The organism is Arthrobacter sp. AL05 (assembly GCF_029960715.1).
Classification (GTDB): domain Bacteria; phylum Actinomycetota; class Actinomycetes; order Actinomycetales; family Micrococcaceae; genus Arthrobacter.
The window spans coordinates 1-18,757 of sequence record NZ_JASBRC010000024.1 but is presented as its reverse complement, the minus strand read 5'-3'; the positions used below and the strand labels follow the sequence as shown (position 1 = coordinate 18,757).

Sequence of the window (18,757 nt, the reverse complement as noted above, 5' to 3'; positions counted from 1 at the left end):
CCGCGGTTTCGGCGACCAGTCGGTGGTCGGGCAGTCTCGAGGTGTTGAACCTTTCCCGGTCGGGTGCCTCTGATTCAAAGGTGGCCTGGCCGGTGGCGATGCCTTCAAGGTAGATCCGCCGGACGGCAGGCCAGTCGCCGTCACGCATGGGACGGACCGTGGCCACGGAATGTCCCGGCCAGGTCAAGATGCTCGAATCCGATTCCGGAACGTCAGCGGTGACATGCGTCAGCGAGTCTGACCATCCTTCTGTTTCATCGCCCATTGAAATGGACTCACTTTCGTCGAAGACGGGATCATGATCGGAATGCGTCGCAGGAATGAGCCGGCTCCGGAAAAGCCGCCGAAGGTGTTGATCAATACCGCACGGGGCCGTTGGACGGTCAGTTCCATCCGTTCCGGCTACTGCGCGGCAGCTTCGAGCTGCTCGAGGAGACTGGCGGTGGTCACTACCGTGGCGAACTCCCCGTGCAGGTTCACTCCGGTTATCCGGGACAGGACAGCTGCAGAGACGTTCTCCCCGTCCAGAGCAGTGCGGTCGAAAGTGTGGGTGGCATCCAGGGGGAAGACCACTCGGTAGCCGAGGTTCCCCCCAACTCGGGCGGTCGTCTCGCAACAGTGGTTGGTGGTGATTCCACAGACCACCAGTTCCTCGATCCCGTTTTCCTGCAGCCACGCGTGAAGATCGGGAGTGCCGTGGAAGCTAGAGTTGACGCTCTTGCGCACCAAGAGATCCGGGGTGCCGGTGATGATGTCCTTGAATGCGTTGCCTGGGTTGTCCGGGTGCAGGGGTGAGGACGGGGAGGTGGAGTCGTGGCGTACGAAAACGATGGGGCGGCCGGTCTCTTGCCACAGGCTAAGCAGAGCGGAGATGTTTGCCTCGCAGGAGGGATTGTCGCGGGGGCCCCAATGGGCGGCGTCATCGAAGCCCTGTTGGGCGTCGACGATCACCAGTGCGGCGCGGCGACCAAGGGCGGGGGTGGAGGAATTAGTATTCACATTCGCGATCGTACTATACGATCGTCCGTATTGTTGTCGATGTGGATTATCGCTCTCCCGACCTGGGCTGAGCTGTGCGTTGTGGCGCTTCGAGCTCGGGAACCCGTAAGCTCCTCATCAAGGATGTCTGACGTTGGCCAAAACGTCGGGATGTCGAACTTGAAACTTCTTAGGACGGGACTTGGTTCATTCGATTCTGCTGATCTGTGGGAGTGTCAGGGCCGGTTCCGTCAACGCGGCCGTCATCGCGACGGTTGCCGATCTGGTGAGAACTCCTTTCGGCACCAATACTTACGATGGACTAGGCGGCCTTCCTCATTTCAACCCGGACCTGGATCGCGACCCCCTTCCGGTGGAAGTCGCAGAACTGCGGGCAGCAATCCGAGATGCGTCTGCACTGCTGATCAGCACACCCGAATATGCTGGGGCTATGCCCGGTGCCCTCAAGAATCTCCTGGAGTGGACGATAGGCGGTGTCGAGATTTCAGGTAAACCAACAGGATGGATCAATCCGTCGACAAACCCACTCAGGGCAGAGAAGACGTATGCCTCGTTGGCGACCGTGCTGAGATACACGGATGCGACCCTAGTTGACGGCGCCTGCGTCGACGTCCCGGTATCAAGGCAATCCATTGATGAATATGGACTAGTCCGTGGCGAACTGATTCGTCGAGCGATGTCCAGAGCCATCGAGACTCTCACCCAGGCCATAGTATAGAAGCCCGCAGCAACGGACGGCAGCCCGCGATCACTCCTTAGTCGGACGGGCATTGCTTGATGAGCATGTGTTCGGAAGGGCGCCGCTGCGACACCCGAGTGGTGAGCCTTCATCTGGACAGTGGTTTCCAAACGCGGCGGTGCGGAGGGCTCGGTAACGCCAAATGCGGCATGGCCATCCACCGCGAAAGCTGCCGATTTCCATCAGGTGCGGAAAAGGCGCGTCGTCGTCGTAGCCGGGCCATCCGGCGCTTTCCCGGATTCAAGGCGAGCGCGCCGCCGGACGGCCTCATCGACCGCATTCACGGTGTGATCGACGTCGCGGCAGGGAGATCAGCCAGGTCAGCGCGCACGGCACGCTGGTTTCCACGAACATCCGAGCTGACCACAATTCGCGTTCGTCATTTTTGTCCGTTTTACTTTGCGCGGTCGCTGGAGTTGCCCAGACCAGAGATCAGGACTAAGTCGACCGATTCCGCCCAAGCCAAGGGTGCGTCCGCGGCGCAGAAGGCTCATTCGGAATAGCGGAACTAGACCGGTTCGTCGGAACTGCTGCCGAGTTCGATGGCGAGGAGCGGCGAAGATAGGCGGCAACTGACCACGTTCCGGTGATGATGGCAAAATCGAACAGCCGGGCGCCTGGAAATAGGGGGAGGGTGACGGAGAGCATGGGATCAGTATTTGGCTGGAAATAATCGGACGATGTCCTGACTGCCACTCACCTGTGGTGAATGGGCACAGGCAAAGTAGTACCCATGGATACCGCTGATTTGCTTAATGCTTCTCATACAAACGACTCGCGTGCCGCAGCTAAGAGCTCGCTTGCTGGAAGCCCTGATCTTCGACTGTCTGCGAAAACGGCACTTATCGTCATCGACGTGCAGCAGACTTTTGATGATCTTGGCTATTGGGGAAAACGAGACAACCCGGACGCGGAAAAGAACATCCTCCGCCTAGTCGAATACTGGCAGGAACACGGGCTCCCCCTTGTCATGGTGACGCACACGTCCGAGCGTTTTGAATCAACCTTCCACCCAGATCGGAGTAGTTCCCAGCTCAAACCATTCTTGGCTGGCGTCGAACCGACTTTAGCCGTCACCAAGACGGTAAATTCCGCGTTCCTTGGGTCACCCGACCTTGCTGATTGGCTCACCACCAACGAAATTGAGGAAGTCGTCCTCTGCGGAATACAGACCAACATGTGCGTCGAAACCACGGCACGTATGTCCGACAACCTGGGATTCAGCACAGCTGTTGCCATCGACGCCTGCCATACTTTTGACCTTCTAGGTCCGGACGGCGTGGTGATGAAAGCCGCGGACCTATCGAAGGTCACAGCGACCAACTTGTGGGGTGGAGACTTTGCCGCCGTCGTGACGACCCAAACGATCCTGGAGAGTATCTAAAGCGAGCTATCGCGCGCATTCTATCCACCCCAACCAATGACCACAGCCGCAACGCGCCCTGGGCCTCCGCCGAGACCGGCCGGCCGGGTCGTCTGCGCGGGCCCTTGGTAACAATCGGGACCATGAAATACCCACCCTAACGCCGCCGAATTTGATATTTCCGTCTTAACCTTACGGATCCGTGCGGCCCGCACGGCGGAACCCCGTCCGCGACGACCACTTGTGACAAGGAAGAAGCCTCATGTCTGAACGCACCGCCTCGGCCGCTCCGGCCATTTCAAAATCGGTTCCCGCCGCCTCCGGCGACGGGAACCGCGAACCGCACCTCGCCCGCGCCTTGGGCAACCGCCATATCCAATTGCTCGCCATCGGCGGCGCGATTGGCACCGGGCTGTTCATGGGCTCCGGCAAGACCATCTCCCTGGCCGGGCCGTCCGTCATCTTCGTCTACATGATCATCGGCTTCATGCTGTTCTTCGTCATGCGCGCGATGGGCGAGATCCTGCTCTCCAACCTGGAGTACAAGTCCTTCAGCGACTTTGCGGGCGACCTCCTGGGGCCCTGGGCCGGGTTCGTCACCGGCTGGTCCTACTGGTTCTTCTGGGTGGTGACCGGCGTGGCCGACATCGTCGCGATCGCCGGATACGTCGACAAGCTCGCGCCCGGCACGCCGCTGTGGATCCCCGCCCTCATCACACCGGTCGTGCTGATCCTGCTGAACCTGCCCAGCGTCAAGGCGTTCGGCGAAGCGGAGTTCTGGTTCGCCATCATCAAGGTGGTGGCCATCCTCGCCCTCATCGCCACCGGCATCGTCATGATCGCCAGCCACTTCACCTCCCCCAATGGTGCCGTCGCCAGCCTGTCCAACCTGTGGGACGACGGCGGCATGTTCCCGCACGGCGTGTTCGGCTTTGTCCTCGGCTTCCAGATCGCCATCTTCGCCTTCGCCGGCATCGAACTCGTGGGCACGGCCGCAGCGGAAACGAAGGATCCCGAGAAGAACCTGCCGCGCGCCATCAACTCCATCCCCATCCGGGTCCTCTTGTTCTACGTTGGCGCCCTGGTGGTCATCATGGCCGTCAACCCGTGGCGCAGCATCGACCCGGCCAGCAGCCCGTTTATCGGCATGTTCACCCTCGCCGGGCTGGGCATCGCCGCGGTGGTCATCAACCTGGTGGTGCTGACCTCCGCCGCGTCGAGTGCCAACTCCGGCATCTACTCCACTTCCCGCATGGTCTACGGCCTAGCCCAGGACGGGAACGCCCCCCAGGCCTTCGGGAAGTTGAGCCCGCGCAAGGTCCCGCAGAATGCCCTGCTGTTCTCCTGCATCTTCCTGCTGGCTGGCCTGATCCTGCTTTACGCCGGCGACTCCGTGATCGGAGCCTTCACCATCGTCACGTCGGTGGCATCCGTGCTGACCATGTTCGTCTGGTCGATGATCCTCATCAGCTACATCGTGTTCCGCCGGCGCCGGCCCGCGCTGCACGCCGCATCGAAGTTCAAGATGCCGGGCTCTGGGTTCATGCCCTACGTCGTGCTCGCCTTCTTCGGCTTCATGCTGGTCGCGCTCGGCCAGGCCGACGACACCCGTCTGGCCCTGCTGATCACCCCGGTCTGGTTCCTGCTCCTGGGCGGTGCCTGGTACTTCAACCGCCGGACCCCGCTCCAGCAGGCCCGGATCGCGGAATGGAAGGCCGTCCGCTCACAGGAGGAAACCCGCGCGTCGGCCTGATCCTTGCGCTTGGACAAAGGATCGCCGATACAAGGCGAGCTGATGCAAGAGGGCGCCCGGTAGGATCTGAACTGCTCCCCGATCGGAACTGAGAAATCAGTTCCGATCGGGGAGTAGTCTTATTCACGCGCGGACATCGCGGCGACGGCCGGCTGTCGGGTGGTTGACGGTCGATTCGGCGCGGCTGTAATCTTCCTGCCACCCCTGGCGGCCAGGCTTAGACTGCTGCCGCGGTAGGTTCGCCTTGCCCTCGGAATGTCCGCCGGTACGCGGTGGGACTGATCCCAAGACGCTTGTGGAAGTGGTGTCGCAGCAGGACGGCCTGCCCGAAGCCGGCGGCGCTTGCGATGGCTTCGATAGAGAGATCTGTTTCCTCAAGCAGGGTCTGTACCCTGAGTAGACGCTGTGAATTCACCCAAGCGCCAGGCGTGGCACCGGTTTCGGCCCGGAACCGCCGTGCGAATGTTCGTTCGGACATGTGCATCCTAGACGCGAGCCTGCTGACCGGAAGCTCGGCGTGCAGGTGTTCGTCCATCCACACTAGGAGTTTCTCCATCGTGTCGCCGCGCTGCACTGGGACGGGTCGGTCGATGTACTGTGCCTGCCCGCCGTCGCGGTGCGGTGGCACCACCATTCCGCGCGCGATCGTGGACGCGGCCTTGGCACCGAACTCGGTCCTGATCAGATGCAGGCAGGCGTCGATGCCGGCGGCGGTCCCTGCACTGGTAATTACGTTTCCGTCGTGCAAATAGAGAACGTTCTCATCAACGGTCACTTGCGGGAAACTGGCCGCGAGTTGGCGGGAATGTTTCCAATGCGTCGTGGCACGTCGTCCGTCCAGGATGCCGGCTTCTGCCAGGGCGAACGCGCCGTTGCACACCGAGAGAATGCGGGCTCCGCGGGCGTCGGCGCGCCGCAGCAGGTCGATCACTGCCGGCGGTGTGGGGGCACCGCTGTGATAAGGCGCCATGATCACCAAATCTGCATCGTCAGCTGCATCGAGACCGTATTCCACGAGAATCGAGAAACCGATGTCCGTTTGGAGCAGTCCAGGACAAGGAGTGCAGACCCTGAAGTCGAAGGCCGGCAGGCCTGTGCCTTGGTCAGAACGGTCCAGGCCGAATACCTCGCAAACCACTCCGAACTCGAACGGCGATAGACCGGGGAGGGCAATCACGGCAACGGAACGCAACATGTGTCTATTATGGCTGGTATTTAGTGAAAGTGGTCGCCTCTACCACCGCCAATTGCCTTTGAACCGGCATAAACGAGCACGCTCGGTGAGGCAAGCGCGCTGGGCTCGGTACATATGGTCAATGGACCTATAACACCAGCTTCAGGGCGTCGGGAAGCCACAGCTGGCCGAGCAGGCGGCTAGTATTCGGGCCGAAGCTGAGCGTCCGAGGGACTTCACGAGCTCGTGCAAATGATTGCCACTGGACGTCCAGCGAGAATCCTGTCGAGTTTACGCATCCCTCGCCAGTTCGCCCTTCCGTTACAGGCCTATACCGCCTGAACGCAGCGTCAGAGGTATCAGCCGGCGCACCCTCCGGTCCCAGGCCGACTGCAACAAGGCATCCGCTGCGGGTGACCTCGAAACGATCAACGCGACCGCATGCCAGCGCCCGATCTCCCGGCACGTCGCTCCAACCAGAATCGGTGGCGCCGTGGCACGAGCGGACCGCCAATACCGCCGCCACCAAAGTCGATTCTGGGCTCCAGAGCGCCTCGGACGTTAGAACACTTGCTCTCGGGGGCCGTTCGTGTTGCTGGCTTCGGAGAACAACCTTCGCGACACCTCAAGTAGGAGGAACGTCTCGATGTTGTTTCGGCGACTTGGTCGTGACGGCCTTCTTCGATTCGTAGCTCGGGGATAACACTCAAAACAGTGCCCGCCACGAGGGGCCCCGCCGAGTGGTGGGCATGATTGGCGGAATACGCCCTCGTGTTGGCTGAAACTGTATGGACGCTAAGTTGTTGCCATTGGGATCATGGAGGACATGACCCGACTTCCCTCAACTGCATCCCGCATTGCCTCGTCCCGCATCGCCGGAGGTGCCGGCGATGCGGGACCCACCGCTGCTGTCCAGAGGACCGGCACTGTCGGCGTCCTCCAAGGTTCCGCCCTCTACATCTCTGCCGTGCTGGGCACAGGAATACTCGTCCTGCCCGGGCTCGCTGCGGACGCCGCCGGACCGGCGTCCATCCTCGCGGTAGCCGCCGTCCTGCTGCTCTCGGTTCCGTTGGCGGGCACGTTTGCTGCGCTCGCAGCCCGGTTTCCGGATGCCGGCGGCGTCGCAACGTTCGTCCGGCTTGCGCTAGGCAAGACGCCCGCTCGGATGGCTGGCTACTGGTTCTTCTTTGGCGTGGTCATCGGCACCCCCGTCGTTGCCGTTTTGGGCGCCTCATATCTGGTGGCGATCTTCGGCGGTCCGCGGTGGGCGGTCATCGTCCTCGCCGTGCTGCTGCTGGTTCCGCCATTCCTCTCAAACGCCTACGGCCTTCGAGTTTCGGGGCCCGTGCAATTGGGCCTCACCGCAGCACTCGTGGCCATAGTCGTCGGCGTGATGGCCGTCTGCGGGCGGGCGATGCAGCCGGCTCATTTCGAGCCTTTCCTGCCGCATGGCTGGGCAGGAGTAGGGACCGCCGTGAGCCTGTTTGTCTGGGCGTTCGCGGGCTGGGAAGCAGTGACACACCTGGCCGGAGAGTTCAAAAATCCACGTCGCACCATCCCGCTGGCGACCGGCATCGCCATAGTTGTAGTCGGCGCGGCCTATCTCGCCCTGCAGGTGCTGACCGTCGGGGTGCTGGGAGCGAAGGCCGAAAGCGGCCCGGTGCCGCTACTGACCCTGGTCGCGAGCACAACTGGGGAAACGGGCCAGATTATCGTCGCGGTGATAGCCGCGGTGGTGGCGCTGGGGGTGCTGAACGCGTACGTCGGGGCGTTTGCCAAGCTCGGGGCTTCTCTTGGCCGGGACGGGGACCTTCCTCGTTGGTTCGCTGCCGGTGTGGAACCGGGGCAAGTACCGCGGCGGAGCCTGGTAATCGTGGCAGTTTTGACCGGCGTCTACCTCTCGGCACTGGTGCTCACTGGACTCGATCTGCTTCCCTTCATCCTGATTCACACTAGCTCGATGGTCGCGGTGTATTTCTTCGGAATGCTTGCGGCAGTGCGGCTGCTCCATCGGTTCTCGCTCGGCTGGTGGCTTGGAATCGTGTCCTTGGTGCTCACCGCCGGCCTGCTGTTGCTTGCCGGGGCGCACCTGCTGGTTCCCGCGGGCCTCGCAGCTGCCGCTCTGCTCGTCGCACTCTTCAAACATCTGAGGAATCCGATACCAACGCAGCAGGTCCGCCATTAACATCCTTTCTCCTTCCAAGTTCACAACCCCCTGAACCCTCCAAAGAATGAGTTGGTGGGCGTTGGGATCAATGCGTCCTCGTAGTGGTCCTGCGCTGGCTTATCCGGTGGCGCCAACGGTCCGCCTTGGACCTCGTGAGGGGAATTGGGGCGCTGTTCTGTCGCTTTGGGTCGTTCTATCCGGTAGCAGTCGCCCCCGTCATCTACGGCGGCAAGGCGAATGTAGGGTCTTGCCTTGCACCTTTAACCGGAACGCAAGATGGCATCATCCCCGGAGACCGTTTCATGACCACCCGCCAACCCATGAGCATCGAAGACCAGAAACAAACATGGACCGTCATGGGCGAGGATTTTTTCCCGCCACCGCGGTCGAGGAGTATCTGAAATTTCTACGCCAGACGGACTGCTCACCCAATACCGTCCGGTTCTGTGCCCACGAGCTGTCTCCGTGGTGGTATTTCCTTGGAATGCAGTCCAGCTCTTGGGACGCGGACCGGTTGGAGGACTTGACGGGGTTCCTGGGCTGCGGCCCGCCGACCTGACCATCGGCCCGACTGCGTCCGTACGGAAGTCCGATGCGACGGTAGCACCGCAGTTTCAGTTGGTCCGGTCGTTCTACATTCTCATCAGTGGCGGGGTGTGGAGATCCTCCCGCGGATCAGCGGCCCCCACTTGGACGAAGAGGAGCTGCCCGCCTGGATCACTGTCGTCCAGGTCCAGGTCCAGGTCCGGGTCCGGGTTCAGGTGCAGACCGCAGGCCTTCTCGAGTCTGAGCCCGTAGCCCAGGCGAAGATGGCGTTGCGGGTCAGGCCCCGGCCGGTGGCTGGTTCGAACAGGAAGGACGGCCGTCGGTCCGTGTCAGGCGCCGGGTTCCGTGCCAGGGTGATGCACCGGCGCTGCTGACTGACCGTCCAGTCAAGGTCACTTCCGTCGTCGACTCGGTATCAGATCCGGCAAGCTGCTCTGTGGTCCGTGGGCCCCGGCTTCCTGGCGTTGCACCTTAGGGCGGCTGTCACCGTCGATATCACCGTACGCGGTCCACCCGCGCAGATTCTTGACCAATTCCGAGACTAGTCCTGCGTACTCGGGCGTATCGTGTTCCCAGACTGCCGTCGACGCTGCGCATCCGCCGGCAGATCCGGGAGGAAATGACGGCTCTGATGGGCGGGCGGCTCAGCTGATGCGACATCCGAGGGCAGAACGCCACTGGCGCCGGCCCGGAGCATCGCGAAGGCATACTCGTCGAGATCGAATGTGATGAGGACAAGGACGCGTGACTTCGGGTACTCATTCGACAATGAGCCGGGTCTTCCAGCACCATGCGGAATCCCGTACCAACGGGCCTCTGGTCATCGACGAGCGATACTCGGATGGGACTGTCGGGCCGGGGAGCTACCGTTGCCAGGGGGCTCCTTTCTGTGGAGGGAACCCGGAGGCCCGCGGAACGGAACAGCTCCACCAGCGCTGAGACGTCACCCACATCGCAAGCAGCCGCGACCGCGCTGGCCACCCCTCCGCGGTCTCGGCTTCATTCAGAACTCCGAGCATCCGGCGCATGTCTGCCACCTCGAGACGGCCGGTGCCGGCGACCTGGCGTATCTGCGTCGACTGCGCGAGTTGGGTCACTGGATGCGAACTCCGACGAGCCATGGGCCAGGGAGATCATCACTGCCAATACGTGCAAGACGATGCCGTGCATCTCCCGGGCCATGTCGAGCCTTTGGGGCCAGGGATAGCGGACACGCCGGAGCCAATAAGAGTTGACGTAGTCAATCCGATGCGGGCCAGTGAATCGACATGGACGGTACGTCAGGAATATCAGATTCTGTCGGAGGAAGCTGCGAACGTCGTGGCGGAGCCGACCAAGCGCAACAGGCACTTACACCCGACTCCGAGTGCGATTGGTCCGTCAATGCGTCATCGGATTTTATCTCCTCTGGAGAGGTGCGTGGCTGCGATGACTGCGGCAGTTCCGGTGACGGCGGCCATAGCGTAGGCCATGGAGGTGTAGTTGCCGAGCCAGGATGCGATTGCTGAGCCGGCCGCCGGGGCGAGGGCAGCGGCGGCCGTGATGGGCGCGGCGAAGCTGCCCTGCAGGGTGCCAAGGCCGGTTGTTCCCCAACGGTCGGCCACGACCGTGGCCTGTAGCAGTGTCTGACATCCGCGGACGGCCCCAGCGAGCATGCCGGCGGCGATCAGCATGGGTGCCGGTCCCGGCAGAAGTGCCAGCACGAGGATGGCACCCGTGGCCGTTCCGGTGATGACAGATATACGTGCAGTGGCCGGGATGGTGGCGAATAGCAGGCCGCCGCCGACCTCTCCTGCTCCTACAAGTCCGAAGCCGAGCGCGGCCGTGGTGTAGTCGGCGCCCTTTTCCATCAGCACGGGGATGATGTTCAGGGTCACGGCGTAGAGGCCGAGGCAGAGAAGGACCATTAAGGCCTGCAGACCGATGAAAGCAGGGCTGCGACGGACGGCTCTTAGCACTGTTCTATGGGGGGCGACAAGGTCCCGGTGCGGAGCTGAGGCCCATGATCGGTTGAGGTAACGGGCGTGCAGGGGAATTGTGATGACACCGAGCGTGCCGGCTAGGACCAGAAAAGCGGTCCGCCAGCCAATGCTGCTGCTGAGGGCGGCGGTGAGCGGGGCGAAAATGGTGGATGCGAATCCGGCGGTGAGGGTCAGGACCATGAGGGGCCGGATACGGGCGGGTCCGTACCATCGGCTGATCATCGTGAAGGCCGGCTGATACAGCACTGCGGCCTGTGCGATGCCGGCGACCAGCCAGGCGGCGTAGAACACTGGCAGGCTCGGAGCCAGTCCCACCATGACCAGGGCCAGCACGCCGGTGACGGAGCCTGCGACAATGAGGTTGCGCGGCCCGGTCCGGTCCAGGACACGGCCGACGAGAATCCCGGCTGCGGCGGAGATGAACAGCGCGGCCGAGAAGGCTCCGGTGACGAGGGCGGGGTCCCAGCCCGTGTCCATGCTGATCGGGTGAACCGCTGCGGGCAGGGAGTAGTAGAGGATGCCCCCTCCGGTGGTCTGGGTGATACACAGTGCGGCCAGTCCGCCGCGCGGTGCACCCTCCGCGACCAGTGTCCGGGATATCTCCGAGGCAGTCATTTCCTAGTTTCCGTCAGCTGTGCACATACCTTCCGGATCCCGGCCTTAATGTAGTCCCGGACCCGACGCAGGTGATCCATGCCTTCGATGCCCCGACCGGAGGGCGCGCCCGTATCCCAGAGGTCACGATCCCATACGTCACGACGGGTGCCATCGCGCGGAGCTACTTTCGTCTCGTTGTCGGTGCCGATGACGGCATCGACCGCGTACAGGACTTCGTCGTGGTGTTCAGTCATCTCGGCCCTTCGCATTGGTGGTTTCCTCTGTTTCGTCCGTAGGTGTGTCGGTTCTATTGGCAGGCACCTGCCGGTCTCGGGTGGGGCCGGCAGTCGGGAGGGTGTCAGCAGCAGCCCTGCATGTCATCGGGCCGTCGTCGCAGCAACCGGAGTCACTGCAGCAGCCCGTATCCATTCAGCTCCCTTCTGTCAGCGTTCGATGTAAGGCAGACCCCCGGCGCTCGGCAGCGTTACTTGGCGACCGACATGAGGGACGCGATCAAGAAAGCGAGGCTGGAGGCGTGAAGAGTTTCTTTGTAACTATACGGACGATCGTACAGTAGTATGTTTGTAAGTGCACGAAGGAGAGGCCAACATGGATCGCAGAACGGCCAGGGGCCTGAAATCAAGAAAAATTGTGATGAAGGAAGCGGTGAACCTGGCCTCAATCGACGGGCTCGAGGGTCTTTCGATCGGGGGCCTGGCCTCCCGTGCAGCGCTCAGTAAGGGCGGGGTGGCTGTGCTGTTCGGTTCGAAGGAGCAGCTATAAATTGCGATTTCTCGGCCGCCAGCCCGGAGTTGGATTCCAAATCCGGCCCGGTGCGGGTAGCGGTTGCCAGGGCGGTTCTGGAATGGCACTCCTTGCTGGCCTCTCAAATCCAGACCGCAGCCGACACCGGAGAACTACCGGGGGCGGACGTGAACCAACTGGTGTTCGAGACGACGGCATTCCTGGAGGCAGCCAATGCGCGTTCGCTCCTCACCGGCTCGGCTGAGCCCTACACCGCGGCCAAACGCGCGCTGGCCCGGATCTACGGGCAATGGTAATTAACACGTCCATCCGGCTTCCGCCTCGGTGCCCAAGCTTGAGAACGTCACTCCCGGTCCCGAGCCCGATCTGAAAGAAGCACAGCTCCCATGACTCCACGCAGCACCCTCGTCATCGTTGCCCACCCCGATCTGGAAAACTCGCGGATCACCGCCCAGCTTTCCGCCGCTGTCAAAGACTTGGCACACGTCACGGTCCATGAACTGTCCGTTGCCTACCCGGACCGGCGTGTCGACGCAATCCGGGAGCAGGAGCTCTTGCGTCAGCATGACACTATCGTGTTGCAGTTCCCCTGGCACTGGTACTCCGTCCCCGGCATCCTGAAGGAATGGATGGACCAGGTCCTCACGTATGGTTTCGCTTACGGTGACGGCGGGGATGCTTTGCAGGGCAAGCGGCTGCAGCTGGTCATCTCTACCGGCGCCCCTGAGTCGTCGTACACGCCCTCGGGGCACAACCGCTTCACCATGGCCGAGCTGCTTCGCCCGTTGGAAGTCACCGCACACCTCTGCGGCCTCGACCTGGTGGAGCCTCTGATCTTGCACTCGGCGCACCGGGTAATGCCCGAGGGACTAGCGGCCCACGCAGCGCGCTACCGCGAACTGCTCTCCGGCGTGCCCGCCTACGCCGGAGACTGATCTGCCCGTAGATCAGATGAAAGTGCCGCCCAGCATTAGTGAACTGATGTGAGCACCCACGCCTGACCGCCCCGGACAGCCGTCGTTCCTGGGCCTGGGGGAGGCAGGCCGTCCGGTTCCCGGCCGGGGTATCGGGCGCGGGTCGAGGCGGTGGGCCTGAGCCCGTTCGACTACCACCTGGCCTCCGGCGGTGTCCGGGCGCTGCCAGCACGTCGCGCGCACTTGCTCGGCTTGGCGCTGGAGGAACTTCGCAACACGTGACCACCCGGCGCTCTGGCCACATGGCCGGAGGTGTGCTGGGGAGGGGCAAATCCCGGTTCGAAACGCCGCTTCTCCATGCGGGTCTTAGTACCGGAGGTCCTTCTGGTCAAAGAACTTTCTGCGGTATTCAGTGGGTGTGATGCCGATCGTCCGCATGAAGTGATGTCGTAGCAGCGGAGCCGCGCCGAAACCAGACTCAGAGGCGACATCTTCCACCGACATACGAGTCTCCTCAAGCAGTTCCTGGGCGCGTGCAACTCGCTGACGGATAAGCCACAAATGTGGTGCGCAGCCGATCTCCGCCGCGAAACGGCGGCCGAAGGTCCTTTCCGGCATGCCCGCGATGCGCGCCATCTCAGATACTGTCATGCTGTGCTTGATATTCCCGGTGATCCAGTCAAGCGTGGGCTGGAGGCTTCGTTCGGAACGGGCAATAGCTGGTCTTTCGATGAACTGCTTCTGTCCGCCGTCCCGATGCGGTGATACGACCATGCGTCTGGCGATCCGGTTGGCGACGGCAGTGCCAAGTTCTCTTCGAACCACGTGCAGGCAGGCGTCGATTCCTGCGGCCGTGCCGGCGCTGCTGAGGATTGTGCCGTCGTGGGAGTAGAGAATATCGGGATCAACACGCACATTGGGGTAATCGCTTGCCAGTCGATCGGCGTAACGCCAGTGGGTGGCCACAGTGCGGCCGTCCAGAAGACCCGCCGCCGCCAGGGCGAAGGCGCCGGAACAGAGTGACATCAAATAGGCACCGCGACCGGCCGCTTCCCGCAGCACGCTAAGAATGGCCTCACTTGGCGGGCCGGTCAGCGAAGAAGAGGGGACTGCGACCAGGTCAGCGTCCGCGGCGTCGGCCAGCGCACCGGTCGCGGTGACGAAGGCACCTGCCCCCGCTGACAGGGGCACCTCCGGTGTTTCGGCACACACCAAGTACTCGAATCTTGGTACGCCATCGGCAGAGCGGTCGACGCCGAATACCTCCGCCAGAACGCCCAACTCAAACAAAGACACCGGTGGTTGCAGGATGACGGCAATCTTCTTCAGCACCTCACCATCATATGGCCGAATTTTGTCTATAAACAGCGTTTACGCCACTTTCGCTGCAGAGCTTGACGCTGGACCATTGCTACTATGCCTACTCAACCAGCCGTCAGCCCGACCTTGATGTACGGGTATTCCGGCCCTATGACTGCCTGGACCACCCACGGTGACGGGATCAAGTTCTCACCCCGGCTGACCCCTACACCGCGGCGAAACGCGCGCTGATCCGGATCTGTGGGAATGGTAATCAACACCGCGCACGAACCGGCTTCCGCCTATGGTTGGCCGCCCGCGAACCCGCTACGCAGAAAGACATTGAGATTTTCCAAACCCGCCGGGTGCCCCGGCTGGTTTGTCCTTCGCGGACGTTGAGACCGGGAAGGCCTGAGACATCCGCATCCAGAAGAAACGAGAAACCCATGAATAAAGCAGCAACAGTCCCGCTCGGCGACGGCCTCACGGTCAGCCCCCTAGGGTTCGGCGGCATGGCCCTGACCCCGGTGTACGGCGAGGTGAACCCGGCCGACGCCCTGCGGACCCTCCACCACGCGGTGAATGCCGGCGTGAGCTTCATCGACACGGCGGACATTTACGGCGGCGGCAGCAACGAGGAGCTGATCGCCCGGCTCCTCCGAGAGCGGCGAAGCGAGGTCCAGCTCGCCACCAAGTTCGGCCTCGTCGACGGGCCGGCCGAGGGCCGCCGCGAGGTCAGGGGCGATGCGGCTTACGTGAAGCAGGCGGTGGACCGCAGCCTGCAACGGCTGGGCACCGACACCATTGACCTGTACTACATGCACCGTCGTGACCTCCGCGTTCCGATAGTGGAGATTGTGGAGGCCATGGCGGAGCTTGTGCAGGCCGGCAAGGTGAAGCACCTTGGCCTGTCCGAGGTGACGGCCGAGGAACTGCGCGAGGCGAGCAGCATCCACCCGATCGCCGCGGTCCAGAGCGAATGGTCCATCTGGAGCCGCGACGTGGAACGCCACGTGGTGCCCGCCGCCGCCGAACTCGGGGTGGGCTTTGTGCCCTATTCGCCGCTGGGCCGGGGATTCCTCACCGGCACCGTGGACGCCTCGACGCTGGGCAGCACCGACTTCCGCCACACCATCCCCCGGTTTGCCGAGGCGGCCCTGGAAACCAATCAGGCCGTGGTCGCGGCCCTGCAATCCGTCGCCACCGAGCTGGAGGCAACCCCCGCCCAGGTGGCCCTCGCCTGGCTCTTCGCGCAGGGCCGGAAACTGGGGCTGCCCGTAGTCCCCATCCCCGGCACCCGCAAGGCGCACCGGATCGATGAAAACCTGGGCGCCCTGTCGCTCGACTTCACAGCAGCGCAACTGAAGACGCTCGACTCCGCCGCGGACGCCGTTGTCGGATCCCGCTCCGCAGACCCCAGCTTCGTGTCACAGGGGCGTGAATAGCATGTCCGCCATGTACCGGAACGGCGGCCCCATGACTGCCTGGACAACCGAAGGTGACGGGATCGACAAGATCTCACCACGCCAGCTGCCGATACCGACACCCGGCCCTGGGGAAGTGCTCGTGAAGATCGCCGCGCTGTCCCTTAACTATCGGGACCTGTTGGTCATTGGGGGTAAGGGTGGTTGGAAGCCGGCCCACCGAGTGGTGCCAGTTTCCGACGCGGTGGGCACGGTTGTCGGCGTCGGCGAGGGCACAGACCGATTCGCCGTCGGCGACCGGGTCTCAGCGATATTCCTACCCAAGTGGCAGTCCGGTCCGCTCACACGTGAGACGTACGTGACCCCGACCGGCGGCCCGGCTAACCGCGGCATGCTTGCCGAATACGTCACGATCGATCAGGACGAGGCCGTGAGCGCACCACGCACTCTTGTCGATGAGCACGCCGCAACGTTGCCGGTCGCTGCCCTTACCGCCTGGCACGCCGTCGTGCGCCGCGGACGCATCCACCGAGGCCAAACGGTTCTCATTCACGGCACCGGCGGCGTTTCGTTGTTCGCGCTGCAGTTCGCTCTCGCACTTGGAGCGGTCCCCATCGTCACTTCCAGCAGCGACGAAAAAATCCGCAAATTGCACGCGCTGGGTTCCCTCACAACGATCAACTACCGGAAGACTCCCGATGTGGCCGCGGAAGTCCTAAGACTTACGGGTGGGGAGGGCGTTGACCACGTCATCGAGACGATTGGCGGCGAGAACCTTAACCACTCCCTGGGGGCCGTGAAAATCGGGGGAGCCATCGCCTTCATCGGGCTCATCGCCGGTTTGGCGGCGCTTATCAACACCTACGAGTTCGTCAGCAAAAACGTGACCATTCATGGCGTCGAAACCGGATCGCGGGAAATGTATGAGGAAATGGGTGCGTTCATCGACCTACACGCCATCCGCCCCTTGGTCTACTCGACATACACAGTCGACAGGATCCACGAGGCACTCAAGCACCTGGAAGATGGCCGGCACTTCGGCAAGATCGTGATCACAATGCCGTCTTCCCCGCTGCCCGGGTGACTCTTGGCCGGCGCTCACGCTACGCTCACCTTCGAGGCAGGAAACGCCCCGGAGGGGTGCATCACGGAGAGCGACCACAGGCCCGGGAAGAAACGCGCCCCACGAGGAAGCCGAGGTCGTCACGTGCAGAACGTGCTGCCTCGATCAGATCTGTCCCGTCAGTCGTCAACAGTCTGAGGGCGCCGGTTTCTGGCTCTAATATGGGGGCTGCGAGTTCACAAGAGCACTCAGCTTCGACTTCCGGTCCACTGGACCCCCTGTGGGCGGCACATCCGGTTCTTCAACGTCTTCGACGAATACACGCGCACGCCGCTGGCGCACATCCCGTGCCGGTCGTTCAAGGCCTCCGACGTCGTCGCGGTGCGGGAGCGCATCATCGCCGAAACCGGCCACCACACCGGCCTACGTCCGCAGCGACAACGCGCCCAATTTCACCGCTGAGGTGCTGGTCAGCTGACGCAACACCGCCGGCGTGTCCACCACATTCATCGACCCGGGATTGCCCAGGCAGGATGGCGCCGTCAAATCATTCAACGCCCACTTCAGAAGGGAACAACTCTCCGGAGAAACCATCGCCCCCATGGTCGAAGCCAAACGGTGGTGGGAAGCCTGGACCCAAGAAAACCAATTAGCTATCGCGTAGACGCCGGATTGCAACGGGGGCCCAGCACGGCCAGGTGAGAGCATCGGCTGATTTTGGCGAGAGGAGGTCGACGGATCGGATGCTTCTGTGGGGGCGCGAGTCCCTCATGGAGTCACGCAGTTGGCTTCTGGATCTTGCCAAGGACTCGCGACAGTAGCAGGAGGTCCTCGTCGGTGAGGGTGGACGCGAACTTACTCTCGATCGCGCGGATGTAAACCGGGGCCGAGGCGCGGAATTCGGCCAATCCGGCCTTCGTGATGACAGCGTATGCCGAGCGGCGGTCGTCAGGGTGGCCCTCTTTGGTGACCAGGCCTCGGGTGGCCAGTTCGTCTACGAGCCGGCTGACCCGCGTTCGGCTAAGGACGACTCGTTCTGCGAGGTCGCTCATCCTCAGTCGTCCCTCTGGTTCGGCTTCCAGCTCGAGCAGAACGTCATACCACGACAACGGTAACCCGGTCCGACTTTGGACTTCCTTGTCCAGGATTGGGACAAGCGCGGCGTGTACTTGGAGCAATGCGCCCCAGGCATCGGAGGCGAGCTTCTTTCGGGAGGGCATGAGTTCATCCTATTCAATGTTGCGTGCACACGCACCCTCCATTATAGTTGTGTGCACACGCACATAAATATAGAAAGAAGGCATCATGATCGAACTCATCAGTCGCGACGAACTCCAGTTGGCAATCGACTCGGGAACTGTCACCGTAGTCGATGCGCTGGGGGGCATGTACTACGAGCAGCAGCACCTGCCCACGGCGCTGCCACTCGTAGAAGCTGACGTAGCGGCACAGGCACCGAGCCTGCTCCCGGACCGGAACGCTGCGATCGTTACCTACTGCTCCAATGAGTCCTGCCCGAATAGTCAGAGCGTAGCGAACCGACTGACGGCGGCTGGGTATACCAACGTGCGCAAGTACCGCGAAGGCATTCAGGACTGGGTAGAAGCGGGTCTGCCGATCGAATCCGGCGCGTTCATCAACTCCTAACGCTGTCGCCGATCGGATCGGCCCCGCCGTAACCGCGGAATCCTCCAGACCTTCTGTGGGGGCCGCCGATGCAACGGGCCGAAATGGGGGCGCCTCACCGTGACGCCGCTCCATGGAAGGGTGAAACCCTTCAGCGAACCGGGGCAGGTGGGGCGCTGGGGGACCGGCTTACTAGACGCACCTCGCGGCGGGGACGACGCTCTGGTATCCGGTCTTCCAGCTCCGCCACAGGCCAGTTCGCAGGACCGGGCTGTTGGGGGAGGCAAGAGGAGTATTCGTCGGTCATTTGAGGTGGGTCCGGCGACCTGGCCGTTTAGATGCTGGG

At 62.7% G+C, this 18,757-nt stretch carries 16 protein-coding genes and 3 pseudogenes; 11 read left to right on the top strand and 8 right to left on the bottom strand.

What is annotated here, in order from left to right; all coding sequences use genetic code 11:
* Nucleotides 1-265, bottom strand: a pseudogene (locus QK287_RS17450) (hypothetical protein); the annotation flags it as partial.
* Nucleotides 266-402: 137 nt separating this feature from the next.
* The gene (locus QK287_RS17445) at nt 403-999 is read right to left on the bottom strand and encodes a cysteine hydrolase family protein (protein WP_282360971.1); all 597 of its coding nucleotides are present in this window, start codon (nt 997-999) and stop codon (nt 403-405) included.
* Nucleotides 1,000-1,180: 181 nt separating this feature from the next.
* Here QK287_RS17445 and QK287_RS17440 point away from each other — a divergent pair, with 181 nt between their 5' ends.
* From QK287_RS17440 to QK287_RS17430, 3 genes are all read left to right on the top strand, one after another.
* Nucleotides 1,181-1,717 carry an NADPH-dependent FMN reductase gene (locus QK287_RS17440; RefSeq protein ID WP_282360970.1) on the top strand — a complete coding sequence of 179 codons (537 nt, stop codon included), beginning with the start codon at nt 1,181-1,183 and terminating at the stop codon, nt 1,715-1,717.
* Nucleotides 1,718-2,471: 754 nt separating this feature from the next.
* Nucleotides 2,472-3,122 carry an isochorismatase family protein gene (locus tag QK287_RS17435; protein ID WP_282360969.1) on the top strand — a complete coding sequence of 217 codons (651 nt, stop codon included), beginning with the start codon at nt 2,472-2,474 and terminating at the stop codon, nt 3,120-3,122.
* A gap of 241 nt (nt 3,123-3,363) precedes the next feature.
* Complete coding sequence (locus tag QK287_RS17430) at nt 3,364-4,854, top strand: amino acid permease (protein WP_282360968.1); 1,491 nt, start codon at nt 3,364-3,366, stop codon at nt 4,852-4,854.
* Nucleotides 4,855-5,071: 217 nt separating this feature from the next.
* Here QK287_RS17430 and QK287_RS17425 read toward each other — a convergent pair whose 3' ends face one another.
* Nucleotides 5,072-6,049: a helix-turn-helix domain-containing protein gene (locus QK287_RS17425; RefSeq protein ID WP_282360967.1), complete on the bottom strand. Its 978-nt coding sequence runs from the start codon at nt 6,047-6,049 to the stop codon at nt 5,072-5,074.
* An 805-nt stretch (nt 6,050-6,854) separates the two neighbouring features.
* Between QK287_RS17425 and QK287_RS17420 the strand changes: the two genes are divergently transcribed.
* On the top strand, nt 6,855-8,213 hold the full coding sequence (locus QK287_RS17420) for an amino acid permease (RefSeq protein WP_282360966.1): 1,359 nt from the start codon (nt 6,855-6,857) through the stop codon (nt 8,211-8,213).
* Between the two features lie 1,195 nt (nt 8,214-9,408).
* Here the strand turns inward: QK287_RS17420 and QK287_RS17415 are convergent.
* From QK287_RS17415 to QK287_RS17405, 3 genes and pseudogenes are all read right to left on the bottom strand, one after another.
* Nucleotides 9,409-9,533, bottom strand: a pseudogene (locus tag QK287_RS17415) (DNA-binding response regulator); the annotation flags it as partial.
* 596 nt (nt 9,534-10,129) lie between these two features.
* Nucleotides 10,130-11,338: an MFS transporter gene (locus tag QK287_RS17410; RefSeq protein WP_282360965.1), complete on the bottom strand. Its 1,209-nt coding sequence runs from the start codon at nt 11,336-11,338 to the stop codon at nt 10,130-10,132.
* On the bottom strand, nt 11,335-11,574 hold the full coding sequence (locus QK287_RS17405) for a hypothetical protein (protein ID WP_282360963.1): 240 nt from the start codon (nt 11,572-11,574) through the stop codon (nt 11,335-11,337). The genes QK287_RS17410 and QK287_RS17405 overlap by 4 nt, the downstream gene beginning before the upstream one ends.
* A 355-nt stretch (nt 11,575-11,929) precedes the next feature.
* On the opposite strand from QK287_RS17405, the gene QK287_RS17400 reads away from it, so the two are divergent.
* The 3 genes from QK287_RS17400 to QK287_RS17390 all read left to right on the top strand — a co-directional run bounded on the left by QK287_RS17400 (nt 11,930) and on the right by QK287_RS17390 (nt 13,020).
* Complete coding sequence (locus tag QK287_RS17400; RefSeq protein WP_282360962.1) at nt 11,930-12,103, top strand: TetR family transcriptional regulator; 174 nt, start codon at nt 11,930-11,932, stop codon at nt 12,101-12,103.
* A 92-nt stretch (nt 12,104-12,195) separates the two neighbouring features.
* Nucleotides 12,196-12,381, top strand: a complete 186-nt coding sequence (locus QK287_RS17395) for a hypothetical protein (RefSeq protein ID WP_282360961.1) — start codon at nt 12,196-12,198, stop codon at nt 12,379-12,381.
* Between the two features lie 90 nt (nt 12,382-12,471).
* Nucleotides 12,472-13,020 (top strand): NAD(P)H-dependent oxidoreductase, encoded by a 549-nt coding sequence (locus QK287_RS17390; protein ID WP_282360960.1) that lies wholly within the window; start codon nt 12,472-12,474, stop codon nt 13,018-13,020.
* A 345-nt stretch (nt 13,021-13,365) separates the two neighbouring features.
* Here the strand turns inward: QK287_RS17390 and QK287_RS17385 are convergent, their stop codons facing one another.
* On the bottom strand, nt 13,366-14,331 hold the full coding sequence (locus QK287_RS17385; protein WP_282360959.1) for a helix-turn-helix domain-containing protein: 966 nt from the start codon (nt 14,329-14,331) through the stop codon (nt 13,366-13,368).
* Between the two features lie 413 nt (nt 14,332-14,744).
* Between QK287_RS17385 and QK287_RS17380 the strand changes: the two genes are divergently transcribed.
* From QK287_RS17380 to QK287_RS17370, 3 genes and pseudogenes are all read left to right on the top strand, one after another.
* Entirely contained in the window at nt 14,745-15,743 is a 999-nt protein-coding gene (locus tag QK287_RS17380; protein WP_282360958.1) for an aldo/keto reductase, read from the top strand.
* Nucleotides 15,744-15,774: 31 nt separating this feature from the next.
* Complete coding sequence (locus tag QK287_RS17375) at nt 15,775-16,806, top strand: NAD(P)-dependent alcohol dehydrogenase (protein WP_282360957.1); 1,032 nt, start codon at nt 15,775-15,777, stop codon at nt 16,804-16,806.
* Nucleotides 16,807-17,032: 226 nt separating this feature from the next.
* Nucleotides 17,033-17,449 (top strand): annotated as a pseudogene (locus QK287_RS17370) (DDE-type integrase/transposase/recombinase); the annotation flags it as partial.
* Between the two features lie 112 nt (nt 17,450-17,561).
* Here the strand turns inward: QK287_RS17370 and QK287_RS17365 are convergent.
* The gene (locus QK287_RS17365) at nt 17,562-18,005 is read right to left on the bottom strand and encodes a MarR family transcriptional regulator (RefSeq protein WP_282360956.1); all 444 of its coding nucleotides are present in this window, start codon (nt 18,003-18,005) and stop codon (nt 17,562-17,564) included.
* A gap of 85 nt (nt 18,006-18,090) precedes the next feature.
* Between QK287_RS17365 and QK287_RS17360 the strand changes: the two genes are divergently transcribed.
* The gene (locus QK287_RS17360; protein WP_282360955.1) at nt 18,091-18,432 is read left to right on the top strand and encodes a rhodanese-like domain-containing protein; all 342 of its coding nucleotides are present in this window, start codon (nt 18,091-18,093) and stop codon (nt 18,430-18,432) included.
* Nucleotides 18,433-18,757: the final 325 nt, after the last annotated feature.

Coding starts and splice junctions, on each gene's coding strand:
- QK287_RS17435 (WP_282360969.1), top strand. CDS start 2,472: ATGGATACCGCTGATTTGCTTAATGCTTCTCATACAAACGACTCGCGT.
- QK287_RS17430 (WP_282360968.1), top strand. CDS start 3,364: ATGTCTGAACGCACCGCCTCGGCCGCTCCGGCCATTTCAAAATCGGTT.
- QK287_RS17425 (WP_282360967.1), bottom strand. CDS start 6,049: ATGTTGCGTTCCGTTGCCGTGATTGCCCTCCCCGGTCTATCGCCGTTC.
- QK287_RS17420 (WP_282360966.1), top strand. CDS start 6,855: ATGACCCGACTTCCCTCAACTGCATCCCGCATTGCCTCGTCCCGCATC.
- QK287_RS17410 (WP_282360965.1), bottom strand. CDS start 11,338: ATGACTGCCTCGGAGATATCCCGGACACTGGTCGCGGAGGGTGCACCG.
- QK287_RS17405 (WP_282360963.1), bottom strand. CDS start 11,574: ATGACTGAACACCACGACGAAGTCCTGTACGCGGTCGATGCCGTCATC.
- QK287_RS17400 (WP_282360962.1), top strand. CDS start 11,930: ATGGATCGCAGAACGGCCAGGGGCCTGAAATCAAGAAAAATTGTGATG.
- QK287_RS17390 (WP_282360960.1), top strand. CDS start 12,472: ATGACTCCACGCAGCACCCTCGTCATCGTTGCCCACCCCGATCTGGAA.
- QK287_RS17380 (WP_282360958.1), top strand. CDS start 14,745: ATGAATAAAGCAGCAACAGTCCCGCTCGGCGACGGCCTCACGGTCAGC.
- QK287_RS17375 (WP_282360957.1), top strand. CDS start 15,775: ATGACTGCCTGGACAACCGAAGGTGACGGGATCGACAAGATCTCACCA.
- QK287_RS17365 (WP_282360956.1), bottom strand. CDS start 18,005: ATGCCCTCCCGAAAGAAGCTCGCCTCCGATGCCTGGGGCGCATTGCTC.
- QK287_RS17360 (WP_282360955.1), top strand. CDS start 18,091: ATGATCGAACTCATCAGTCGCGACGAACTCCAGTTGGCAATCGACTCG.